Here is an 11,155-nt window from a genome sequence, read left to right as displayed (position 1 = left end):
CGTAGACCTTTGCGAGGGACTGATAGGCCGTCCCCGTCGAGACGCCGGCATCATTGAGAACACCCGCGTCATGCGAGACGAGCTGGGTGAAGAAGACCCGGTCCCCCTTGTCCGCGTCCACCAGCCTCCGCTCGAAGATCGTCGCGTAGTCCGTCCACTGGTCGAACGTGGTGTCGCCATGTTTGGGAATGGCCGGGCTGCTCAACCCCCCGTCCGCGTCGTAATACATCAGCTGGTAGACCACCGCGCCGGCGTTCGAAGAGTACATCTGGAGTTCGTCGGTGATTCCGACACCGTTGACGTCATAGTCCTGCCACGGGTTCATGCCGGTCAGCGTGGTGTGCACCAGCGCCCCGGCGTCGCCGCGCTGCACGTCCGGGCGGCCCTGCTCGTAGAGGGACAGGTCGAGGCTCCGCTCCGAGGTGAACACGTAGTCGTTGCGGAACCGCAGGTAGTAGCCCCCAAACGGGACGCCCGGGATGGAGAAGGTGCCCGCGTCGGTGCCCGTGCCCGGGTAGTAGGTGAAGCCGCCATCCGCCTCGGCGACGTACGCGCCCACCGGGGTCGTCGCGAAGTCGAACGGCTGATCGATCTGTCCGGTGTCGGTGATGTGGTGAACCACCCGGGTGCCGGTGACCGGGGTGAGCAGGACGGTGAAGGGGGCACTGGTGGCCGCGGTCACCGGACCGGACGCCACCAGGGTGTAGCCCTCGCCCGGCTCGCTGATCCGCAGGTTGGAGAAGGTGGCCACGCCGTTGACCGTCGCCACCGAGGTGGTGCCGGAGAGGGTGCCGCCGCCAGGGTTGGCGCCGAGCGCGAGGGAGATGGTGCCGGAGGCGCCCGACACGGTGTTCCCCAGGCGGTCCTGGATGGACACCTCGACGGCCGGAGAGAGCGTCGGGCCGTTGTTGGTGGTGGGCTGGACGGTGAAGACGAGGTGGCTGGGGGCGCCCGGCGAAACGTCGAAGGTGTTGCTGGTGGCGTCCATCAGCCCCGGAGCGCTGGCGGACAGCGCGTAGCCGTTACCTGCCTTGTCGACGTGGACGGAGAAGGTGGCCACGCCCTGGGTGGCGTTCACGGTGGTGGTGCCGAGCAGCACGCCACCGGCCGGGTTCGCCGCGAGGCCCAGCGTCACGGTGGCACTGGAGTCGGAGACGACGTGGCCCTGAGCGTCCTGGACGGCGACCTGCACGCTGAGGTCGGTCCCCGCGGTGGTATTCGAGGGCTGGAGAGTGAAGACCAGGCGGGGGGCTGCGTCCGGCGGCTTCTGCTCCTCCCCCGGGCACCCGAGCAACACCATCGCCGAGAACACCAGTCCCATGATCCATTGCATCCGCACGTGCGCCCCCTTGGAGTGATGGCGCCGGGTGATAGACGTAAGCGGGGATGACGGCAAGAGGCCGCCGCACGGACACGTCCTCGGCTCGGGTTCACCGCATCGCGACGGTGCGACCGCGCCAGTCGGCGGAGCTCCAGCGCTGGAAGGCGCCCAGGGCCCCCGGGCTGTCGGCGCTCTTCTCCGGCAGCAGGGTGTCGCGCTTGAGCACCTGGAAGGAGGACTTGATGCGCCCCTCCACCAGGGCCTCGCGGGCCACCAGTACACGCGAGCCATCCGGAGAGAAGCCCGCGAGCTCCACGTAGCCCAGGAGCGGCTCGGTCGCCGCGGGCGCCAGTGCGTCCAGCACCCACCCGTCGCCCTCCTGGTGGAAGACCCACAGCTCGGTCCACCCCTCCAGCAGCTGCACCGCCACCGCGACCGCCGAGCCCTGGGCGGACCGCCGCACCGAGCCCGGCCACACCAGCCCATAGGTGCAGCGCTCGAAGAGGGCCGACTGGGGAGCCTTCGCGTCCGCCAGACGCAGACAGGTCTCTCCCGGCTGGCCCTGGGAGAGCGCGAGCACCGGCCCGGACCCCGGCGGCTCCGAGGCGGGCTCGGACGCGAAGCGCGAGGCGCCCACCCGCACCGCGGCGGATGCGTAGGCCGCCTTGTCCTCCTCGGCCAGCTCCGCCTCGAGGACGCTCGCCAGTGACGCCACCGCGCGCTCGCTGGCCTTCGCGCCCCGCGGTGCCTCACCCCGGCGGGAGAGCTGGTAGGCCAGCGCCGAGTACACCTCGGCCCGCCGCAGGTGGAGGCGGTTGGCGAGGTACGCCGGCAGCCGGCCCGCGTCCACCTGCTCCAGCACCGTGCTCCGCCACTCGTCGAGGGCCTGCCGCTCCAGGGGGTTGAGCGCCGGGTCGATGCACTCCGGCCGCGTCAGCGCGAGCGCCGCCCGGAGCCGCATCTCGGGACCGCCGCCGAGCGCCAGCACCCGGCGGAACGCCTCGCCGTCGTAGCAGACGCGGGTGCGGCCCTCCCGCTCGAAGCTGACGAGCTTCACCCCATAGCTGGCCGCCACGTCGAGGTGTGCCGCCAGGGCCGTGTCATTGGTCCTGTTGGAGGTGGCCCTCCGGGCGAGCCGGTCCGCCAGGGTGCCCAAGGCGTCGAAGAGCTCCGGCCCCACCTGGGAGGCCGGGGCCGCGCGCAGCAGCGCCGCCGCGTAGCCGATGCCCAGCGCCTCCGCGCCCGGCGTGTCCTTCAGGAACTCCACCACCGCCTGGAGCCGGGGCACGCTCGCCTCCTCCAGGCGGAGGATGCGCACCTGCTGCTCGCGCACGTAGCCGGGCCGCTCGCGGCGATGGTCATAGACCTGGATGAAGCCCTGCCTCTCTCCGCGGACCTCGAGCCACTCGCCCTGCCAGAGGGTGGCCTGACGGGCAGCGGAGTCCTGGGACGCGGCGCGCAGGGGCGCCTGGTCCTGCACCACGAGGGCGATGGCGACGAGCGTGGCGAGCATGTTCCTACTCCTCGGAGTCCGTGCTGTCGGAGACGGCGGCCTGGGCCGGGGACGCGCCCTGTGACGAGGCGCCCGCGTACCGGGCCTCCTGAGGCTGGCCCAGCAGGTTGCCGGCGATGAACCCACCCGCCTGGGGCGGAGCGATGATGACCTGGATCTTGTCGGACAGCTTGTCCGCGAGCGTCTTCTGGATGAGCAGCGGGTTGCGGCTGATGAGTTCGGCGTCGCGGGCGAGCTGCTCGGAGGCGGCCTTGCCGGTGACATCCACGCGGTAGGCATCGGCCTCGGCGAGCTTGCGCCGGGCATCCGCCTCGCCGGCGGCCTCGATGCGGTGGGCCTCGGCCTCGGCGGTGGCCTGGGTGAGACGGGAGACCTTGGCGGCCTCGGCCTCCAGGCGGCGCTGTTCGATCTCCTTCTCCTTGAAGGGGAGGATGTGGCGCATGGCCTCGGCCTTGGCCCTGGCGGCGATGACCTCCTCGTTGCCAGCGGCCTCGGCGGCCTTCTCGCGCCGGACCTTGTCGGCCTCGGCCTCCAGGGCGGACTGCTTGACCTGCTTGTCCTTGAGCTCGAGGGTGTAGCGCATCTTCTCCGAGCTCAGCTCCTCGGCGAGCAACGCCTCCATGCCCGTGCGGTACTGCTGGGGCAGGTCCACATTGCCCAGCGTGACGGAGCGGATGATGACGCCATCGGCGGCCAGCAGGGGCTGGAGCTCCGCGGTGATGTCCTTCTGGATCTGCACCCGATGGGTGGAGAAGATCTCCCGGACCGTGTGCTGGGCGAAGTGCCGGCGGAGCACGCCGTCGATGGCGGGCTCGACGATGTCACGGCCGATGTCCTCGGGGAGCCGCGCGGCCAGGGAAGGAATCCGCTCCGGGTCGAGCAGGTAGCGGATGGAGACCTCGACACCAATGGACAGGCCCTCGACGGACTGGAAGGGGGCCGGGTCCGTGGCGCGGGTGCTCCGGGAGGGTTGGAAGGTCTGGTCCTTCAGGCTGTAGCGGCTCAGCCGGTGCACCTGGGGCACCAGGAGGGCCCAGCCCTCGTGCAGCTCGGCGACGGTGCCGGTGAGCCGGTTGACGCGGATGCCCACCTCGCCCGGCTCGATCATGCACAGGGGCTGGGCGATCACCACCCCGGCCACCGCCCCGGTCGCCACCAGCCCGGCCATCACCCGGCGCCCCCGCTCGGCGTAGATGAGCCACCGGACCCGGCTGACCAGCCCGCGCGTCGCCTCTGCGGCCAGGGACAACATGTTCCTCAGGACCTCCCCCCGCTTCTGCTCGGTCCGCGTCTGCTGATTCTGCTGCTGCTGCTCGTTCTGATTCTGCTCGTTCATGAGTGCCCTCTCTGGATGGAGGGCAATGCACGGCGAGTGCCGGGCAGGCGAGCGGACACGGCCAGAGGAGAGGCCCACGGCGAGTGCCGACAAGGAGCGCCAGCACGCGGTCACGCGGACGCACCGCGTGGCTGGAGCGCCCCACTGCCGCACGCGCGGGTGCGGCCAGAAATCCACGGGCCAGCGGCGCCACCCGCCGTCAACGCAACGGAGGCACGGCTCGTGAGAGCGCTGCTCGACAGACTGCCCGAGCCTGGAGAGATGGTGGTTGTGCCGCCAGACCTTTGCGGCGCCCTTGGCCCGCCGCGTGCTTGGGAGCGGCTCGCCATGTCGGGACCGCATGACCTCTTCGCCCGCTACACCTTCGGCCACCCCGAGCGGGCCGCGGCCGAACTGCGCGCCGTGCTGCCCGCGCATGTCGTCTCCGAGGTGGACTGGGCGTCCCTGCGGCGAGAGCCCGGTTCCGTCGTGGACCCGGAGCTGCGCGAGACCGAGAGCGATCTGCTCTTCACGGCTCGGCTGCGCACGGGCCACCCGCTGCTGCTCTACGTGCTGCTCGAACACCAGTCCTCGGTGGACCGATGGATGGCGCTGCGCATGCTGCGCTACGTGGTGCGCCAGTTGGAACGTTGGCGCCAGGAACACCCGAAGAGCGAGTCGCTGCCGCTCATCATCCCGCTCGTCATGTACCACGGGCCCGAGGGAGCCTGGACGGCACCGCGCCGGGTGGAGGACCTCTTTGAGCTGCCTGGGGAGGAGTCGGAGCGATGGCGAGCGCTGGTGCCACGCTTCGAGTACCTGCTCGATGACCTGACGGCCGAGCGGGAGGAGGCACTGAGCACGCGCTCCGGCCCGCCGCTGGTCCGGCTGGCCTGGCTGGTCCTACGTTACGGACGTACCGGAGAACTGGCCCGGAGGTTGCCGGACTGGGTGGCGCTCCTCGCGCAGGTGCAGGCAGGCCCCGAGGGGGCCGAGCATTTGGTGGTAGTCATCCGCTACCTGTTGTGGGTCGGGGACAAGGCCGTCCGTGAAGCGGCCGGGCGGGTGTTACATTCGGTGTTGGATGAGCAACGAGCGGAGGATTTGATGCGGAGCTATGCCGAGGAACTCATCGAGCAGGGACTCCAACAGGGTCTGGCCAAGGGCCGCGAAGAAGGGCAACAGCAGGGACTGACCCGAGGGCGTGCCGAAGACGTCCTGCGGATCCTCGCCGCCCGGGGCGTGCACGCCGACGAGGCAGCCCGGCAGCGCATCCTCACCTGTACGGACGTGGCCACCCTCGACCGCTGGTTTGAGCGGTCCCTGAACGCCACCACCCTCGCCGAAGTGCTGGACGACCTCGCCCAGTAGTCCGGACGGTGCTCCGGACGTGTAGACGGCTACAAGTGGTCTCACTTCTGGACGTCCAGAAGTGATGTTCCCTGAGGTGCCCCTCCCCCGCTCAGAGCGGCTGGAGGCGTTCAGCCAGCTTCCCGCTGGCGAGCAGTTCGCGGAGCTCGTCGCCCATCCGCTCCCCTTCGGCCAGCACCTGCCTCCAGGCGCGCACCCGCTCGGCATCCGAGAGCCGCACGAAGTCGTCGCGGTCTGGAATCTTCCCATGCGGGAGGCGCGCGACGAGCTCGGGCGATGGGGAAATCAACAACGCCCGGCGGAAGTTGCGCGGACCCGCCCGCCGCCAGCGCAGCGACTTGTCGAACCACCCGGGTACCACGTACGGGTAGAAGTGCGGGTAGAGCACCAGTCCCTCGCCCGGGCCGAACTCGAGGTCCAGGTGGTAGTCGAGCACCCCGCCATCCCGGTGGATGCCGGGCCCGGCCCCGGGAATCCGCACCCCGCTCAACACGAGGGGAATCGACCCGGAGGCCAGCAGCGCCGGGCGCAGGTTCTCCCGCGTCAGGGGCAGATGGACGGAGGGCAGATCCGCGAGGCCCACGAACGGGCTGGCGTCTCCGGCGGTATGGAAGATGACCCGCTCCATCTGGAGCCCCAGGGTGCGGCGGCTCACCAGATTGCCCAGCGCGCCGAGGGCGAGCCCCAGCATCTGCACCGGGGGCTGCTCACTGGCCATGAGGCCCCGGCAGCGGCTGGTGAGCACGTGCAGCCGCGCCCACGGATGCTGGAGGAGCCGCTCCTCGGCGTCCGGCCCCAGGAGCGTGTCCAGGATGCTCCGGCTGGTGGTGCTCACCAACTCCGCGGAGGGCTTGGGCGGGTAGCGCTGCTCGATGTACGCCTCCGCGAAGCGCTCCAGGGCCGCCACCGGGTCCTTCAGGGCGGCACAGGCCAGCCGCCAGCTCCCGATGGACGAGCCGATGAGGTGGAGCGGGCGGGTCCGGCCCCGGAGGAACTCCCCGAACAGCACCCGGTCGAGCCCGGCCAGCACCAGCCACTTCGGGCCGCCGGAGGCTCCCGGCAGGGTGTCGATGTCGTCCGCGTGCAGGCCACGCTCGCGAATGAGGCGCAGCGCGTCAGGGCCGGCCAGGAGGGTGAGGCTCGAGGTCATGTCCGCGCGGGATATAGAGGTGGAGATCTTTTTCCAAGGGCGTTCGTTGAAGCCCCCATGCTCAAGTCCTCGCTCCTCTGCCTCGGCCTGTTGACGCTGCCCGGACTCGCCTCCGCGAAGGCCCCCCCTCCCGCCCAGCCCGCCACCCAGGCCCAGCCCCCCGTGTCCTCCGGGACACTCGAAGCCGCCATCTCCGCCCCCCGGGTGCAGATCGCCCTCCTGCTGGACACCAGCAGCAGCATGGACGGGCTCATCGAGCAGACCAAGCGCCAGCTCTGGACGGTGGTGAATGCCTTCCAGAACGCCCGGCGCGAGGGCCAGTCCGCCCGGTTGGAGATCGCCCTCTACGAGTACGGCAACGACACGCTGTCACGCGAGGGAGGCTTCATCCGCCAGGTGGTGCCGCTCACCACGGACCTGGATCGGGTGTCCGAGCAGCTCTTCGCCCTGAAGACCAACGGCGGCAACGAGTACTGCGGCCAGGTCATCCAGAAGGCGACCCAGCAGCTCGAGTGGAGCAAGTCGAAGAAGGACCTGAAGCTCATCTACATCGCGGGCAACGAGCCCTTCACGCAGGGGCCGGTGGCGCACTCGACGGCCATCGCGGCGGCGAAGGAGCACGGCATCGTGGTGAACACCATCCACTGTGGCCCGGCGGAGGTGGGGGCGCGCAGTGGCTGGGCCGAGGGGGCGAAGCTGGCGGGCGGACAGCCCTTCAACATCGACCAGAACCGGGCGGTGGCGATGGTGGCCGCGCCCCAGGACGAGGAGATCGCCAGGCTGGGCGTGGAGCTGAACAAGACGTACCTGAGCTATGGCAGGGCCGGCGCCGAGGCGAAGCGGCGGCAGGTGGCCCAGGACGCCAACGCCAGCACGAACGCCGTCAGCGCCACCACGCGTGCGGTGTCCAAGGCCTCGCGGCTCTATGACAACTCGAACTGGGACCTGGTGGACGGGACGAAGAAGGGCGCGGTGAAGCTGGAGGCCCTCAAGGACGAGGAGCTCCCCGAGGAGCTGCGCGGCAAGAGCGCCGAGGAGCGCAAGGCCGTCGTCGAGGCCAAGGAGAAGGAGCGCTCGGCGCTCCAGGGCCGCATCCAGCAGCTCAATCAGGAGCGGCAGAAGTACCTCGCGCAGAAGCAGAAGGAGCAGGCGGCCGAAGGCGGCGACACGCTCGACAAGGCCATCCTCCAGTCGGTGGAGACCCAGGCCAAGGCCCAGAGCTTCACCCTGGAGTAAGGGCGAGCCGGGGGGCGCGGGCCTCCCCCCTCTCAAGCGCAATGACGCATGGCGTCGGGCGGGAGGGATGTGCCAAGCTGCGCGCCCCCCGCTTCGCATGACCCTGAGGAGGCGTCTTGAGTCAGTCGCGCCTGGAGTTTGCCCGCAGCACGGAGAAGGAACCCCACCTCGAGAGAGCCCGCGCCATCCTGCGCGCCCATCCCGAGATCAAGGAGCTGTGTGGGCCCACGCCCATCACCGCCTTCTTCGTCGTGTTGCTGGTGGCCGGTCAGGTAGGGCTCGCCTGGGCCCTGCGGGACTCGCCCTGGTGGGCGCTGCTGGCCACCGCGTGGCTGGTGGGCGCCTTCATCGACCACGGCCTGTGGGTGCTCATCCACGAGTGCACCCACAACCTCGTCTTCCGCAGCCCCCGCCTCAACGCCGCCCTGCAGCTCTTCACCAACCTGCCCATCCTCTTCCCCGCGGCCGCCTCGTTCCGCAAGTACCACCTCATCCACCACCGCTACCAGGGTGACCCCGAGCTGGACGCGGACCTGGCCACCCCCTTCGAGGCGCGGCTGATCGGCAACTCCTTCTTCGGCAAGGCCTTCTGGCAGCTCAACTTCTGGGCCTTCCAGGCGATGCGGGTGCCTCGGCTGCGGCGCGTGCCCTTCTTCGACCGCTGGTACGTGGCCAACATGAGCCTCCAGCTCGCCTTCATCGCGGGCAGCTATGCCCTGCTGGGGCCTCGCGCGCTGGTGTACATGTTCCTCTCGTCCATCTTCGCCATCGGCCTGCATCCGCTGGGCGCGCGGTGGATCCAGGAGCACTTCCTCGTCAAGGCGCCCCAGGAGACGTACTCCTACTACGGGCCCCTCAACTGGGTGGCCTTCAACGTGGGCTACCACAACGAGCACCACGACGTGATGCGCGTGCCCTGGACGCGGCTGCCCAAGGTGCGCCAGCTCGCCCCCGAGTTCTACGACACGCTGCACTACCACCGCTCGTGGACGGCGCTGTGGCTCAAGTTCCTCTTTGATCCGTCCCTGTCGCTCTACAGCCGCATGACGCGCACGGGCAGCTCGCCGGACGCCACGGTGCAGGCCGAGGAGAGCACCCCGCAGCAAGCCGCCTGAGCCGGGGACGCGGGGAGCGTGCGCTCAACCCTCCGCGGCGAGGGGAGACTCGGCGTAGCGCGTGAGGAGATCCTCGGGCGTGCCGAAGACGGCCAGCGCCCCCGCGTCCATCAACTGCTCTTCCGAGAAACCGCCACTCACCAGGCCGATGCAGCGCATCCCCAGGCGTACGGAGCCCTCGACATCGTAGGGGCTGCCGGAGATGGCCAGCGTGCCATCGGTCTCATCGAGCCCCAGCAGCCGGATGGCCTCGGCGGGAATCTCCTCGTTCAACCGGGTGCGGTTCACCTCGGCATCCGTGGTGCGCGCGTCGATGAGCGCCGCCACCCCGAGCAGCTCGATGTAGTGCTCCAGCGCGTCGGGATCCGCGGTGGAGGCCAGGGCGATGCGCCAGCCCTCGTCCCGCAGGCGCCGCAGCAGCTCGGGCACCCCGGGGAAGGCCCTCACCCGGGGCAGGTACGTCTCGAGGAAGAGCGCGCGGTGGAAGCTCGCCAGCTCATCGGCATAGCGCTCGTGGTCCTCCTCCGGGAGGAATACGGAGACGAGCTGGTCACCGTTGAGCGCCATCTGCGCGAGCACCCGCGGGAGGCGCACCTGGCGCCCATACCGCGCCAGTGCCTCCTGCCAGGCACGCGCTCGCAGCACGTTGGCGTCCACCAGTGTCCCATCCACTTCGAAGATGATTGCCTTCGGCACGCGCATGTCTCCGTTTTGCAAACTGCGCACGCCCAACACCGGTCGCCAGACGCGAAAGTCCTGCGCCCCCGCGCCACCGGAGGGGTTTCATGGCCCCCACCACCGGACGAGGCATACGCCCGCCCCCCTCATCCCCGGCCAGGCGAGCAGGAGAGCCTTCCGGGCCCCCGTCACATTTCGCCGCGCCGTGAACGATCCAGTCGTTCCGTGGCGCCGCCGGGCTGGAGATATCCGAAGCTCGCCGCGCCCATTGCCCACCCATCCCCGGGGAGAACCATGAAGGCCGTTGCCCTGAAGCGCTACCTGCCCATCTCGGATCCCGAGTCGTTCCTCGATGTGGAGCTGCCGGACCCGAAGCCCGAGGGGAAGGACTTGCTCGTCCGCGTCCACGCCGTCTCCGTCAACCCGGTGGACACCAAGGTCCGCTCCCCCAAGGACAAGACGGAGGCCTCGCCGCGAGTCCTCGGCTGGGACGCCGCGGGCGTGGTCGAGGCCACGGGCCCGGACGTCACGCGCTTCAAGAAGGGCGATGCCGTCTTCTACGCGGGCAGCATCCTGCGCCCGGGCTGCGACAGCGAGCTGCACCTGGTGGACGAGCGCATCGTGGGGCCCAAGCCGAGGTCGCTCGACTTCGCGCAGGCCGCCGCCCTGCCCCTGACGGCCCTCACCGCCTACGAGGGGCTGTTCGATCGCTGTGCCATCGACCCGGGAGGACGGCACGCGGGCCGCACGCTCCTCGTCATCAACGGCGCGGGCGGCGTGGGCTCCATCGCCATCCAGCTCGCGAAGCTGGCGGGGCTGCGCGTCATCGCCACCGCCTCCCGCCCCGAGTCCCAGCAGTGGTGCCGCGAGCTGGGTGCCGACCACGTCATCAACCACCGCGAGGACATCCCCCGCCAGCTCGAGGACGCGGGCAGCCCCGAGGTCGACTACATCTTCAACACCGTCGACACGGCGGGCTACTGGACCGTCATGGGCGACGTCATCAAGCCCTTCGGGCGCATCGTCTCCATCGTCGAGACGAGCCAGCCGCTCGACCTCGGGCGGATGATGGGCAAGAGCGCGAGCTTCTCCTGGGAGCTCATGTTCACCCGCTCCCGCTTCCAGACGCCGGACATGGACGAGCAGCACCGCGCGCTGAAGCAGGTGGCCGAGTGGCTCGACGCCGGCCGCCTCCGCACGACGCTCACCGAGAAGCTCTCGCCCATCTCCGCCGCCAACCTCCGCGCGGCGCACGGCAAGCTCGAGTCCGGGAAGATGGTGGGCAAGCTCGTGCTCGAAGGCTGGCGCTGAGGCGGGCCGGCTCCGAGGCCACGCGCCCGTGGCCTCCGGGCCGCACCCGCGCGTCCCCCCGGACTCACTCCGGGTGAGGCGTCTCCCTCCCTGGGGTGGCCTGGGGATTGCTGCTATGAGGGGGCCTCTGCCGCGCCCTTCCCCG

Annotated in this window: 8 protein-coding genes and 1 pseudogene; 4 read left to right on the top strand and 5 right to left on the bottom strand. The window is 70.3% G+C overall.

What is annotated here, in order from left to right; translation table 11 throughout:
- The 3 genes and pseudogenes from VF697_RS41640 to VF697_RS41630 form a co-directional block, all read right to left on the bottom strand.
- Window positions 1-1,321 (bottom strand): annotated as a pseudogene (locus VF697_RS41640) (hypothetical protein); the annotation flags it as partial.
- Between the two features lie 109 nt (window positions 1,322-1,430).
- On the bottom strand, window positions 1,431-2,834 hold the full coding sequence (locus VF697_RS41635) for a hypothetical protein (protein ID WP_331104078.1): 1,404 nt from the start codon (window positions 2,832-2,834) through the stop codon (window positions 1,431-1,433).
- A gap of 4 nt (window positions 2,835-2,838) precedes the next feature.
- Entirely contained in the window at window positions 2,839-4,170 is a 1,332-nt protein-coding gene (locus tag VF697_RS41630; RefSeq protein WP_331104077.1) for an SPFH domain-containing protein, read from the bottom strand.
- Window positions 4,171-4,497: 327 nt separating this feature from the next.
- Between VF697_RS41630 and VF697_RS41625 the strand changes: the two genes are divergently transcribed.
- On the top strand, window positions 4,498-5,520 hold the full coding sequence (locus VF697_RS41625) for an Rpn family recombination-promoting nuclease/putative transposase (RefSeq protein ID WP_331104075.1): 1,023 nt from the start codon (window positions 4,498-4,500) through the stop codon (window positions 5,518-5,520).
- 91 nt (window positions 5,521-5,611) lie between these two features.
- On the opposite strand, the gene VF697_RS41620 is transcribed toward VF697_RS41625, so the two are convergent.
- Complete coding sequence (locus VF697_RS41620; protein ID WP_331104074.1) at window positions 5,612-6,670, bottom strand: patatin-like phospholipase family protein; 1,059 nt, start codon at window positions 6,668-6,670, stop codon at window positions 5,612-5,614.
- A 57-nt stretch (window positions 6,671-6,727) separates the two neighbouring features.
- On the opposite strand from VF697_RS41620, the gene VF697_RS41615 reads away from it, so the two are divergent.
- Both VF697_RS41615 and VF697_RS41610 read left to right on the top strand, forming a co-directional pair.
- The gene (locus VF697_RS41615) at window positions 6,728-7,906 is read left to right on the top strand and encodes a vWA domain-containing protein (RefSeq protein ID WP_331104072.1); all 1,179 of its coding nucleotides are present in this window, start codon (window positions 6,728-6,730) and stop codon (window positions 7,904-7,906) included.
- A gap of 116 nt (window positions 7,907-8,022) precedes the next feature.
- The gene (locus tag VF697_RS41610; RefSeq protein WP_331104070.1) at window positions 8,023-9,021 is read left to right on the top strand and encodes a fatty acid desaturase; all 999 of its coding nucleotides are present in this window, start codon (window positions 8,023-8,025) and stop codon (window positions 9,019-9,021) included.
- Window positions 9,022-9,045: 24 nt separating this feature from the next.
- Here VF697_RS41610 and VF697_RS41605 read toward each other — a convergent pair whose 3' ends face one another.
- Window positions 9,046-9,717 (bottom strand): HAD family hydrolase, encoded by a 672-nt coding sequence (locus VF697_RS41605; RefSeq protein WP_331104069.1) that lies wholly within the window; start codon window positions 9,715-9,717, stop codon window positions 9,046-9,048.
- Between the two features lie 276 nt (window positions 9,718-9,993).
- Here VF697_RS41605 and VF697_RS41600 point away from each other — a divergent pair, with 276 nt between their 5' ends.
- The gene (locus VF697_RS41600) at window positions 9,994-11,010 is read left to right on the top strand and encodes a zinc-binding alcohol dehydrogenase family protein (protein ID WP_331104068.1); all 1,017 of its coding nucleotides are present in this window, start codon (window positions 9,994-9,996) and stop codon (window positions 11,008-11,010) included.
- The last annotated feature ends 145 nt before the right edge of the window (window positions 11,011-11,155 follow it).

The organism is Archangium sp. (assembly GCF_036388035.1).
Taxonomy (GTDB): domain Bacteria; phylum Myxococcota; class Myxococcia; order Myxococcales; family Myxococcaceae; genus Archangium.
This window is presented reverse-complemented; position numbering and strand designations above follow the sequence as displayed.

Bases quoted from the DNA above. Each gene is read 5' to 3' on its own strand.
- VF697_RS41615 (WP_331104072.1), top strand. From the start codon at position 6,728: ATGCTCAAGTCCTCGCTCCTCTGCCTCGGCCTGTTGACGCTGCCCGGA.
- VF697_RS41630 (WP_331104077.1), bottom strand. From the start codon at position 4,170: ATGAACGAGCAGAATCAGAACGAGCAGCAGCAGCAGAATCAGCAGACG.
- VF697_RS41635 (WP_331104078.1), bottom strand. From the start codon at position 2,834: ATGCTCGCCACGCTCGTCGCCATCGCCCTCGTGGTGCAGGACCAGGCG.
- VF697_RS41620 (WP_331104074.1), bottom strand. From the start codon at position 6,670: ATGACCTCGAGCCTCACCCTCCTGGCCGGCCCTGACGCGCTGCGCCTC.
- VF697_RS41625 (WP_331104075.1), top strand. From the start codon at position 4,498: ATGTCGGGACCGCATGACCTCTTCGCCCGCTACACCTTCGGCCACCCC.
- VF697_RS41600 (WP_331104068.1), top strand. From the start codon at position 9,994: ATGAAGGCCGTTGCCCTGAAGCGCTACCTGCCCATCTCGGATCCCGAG.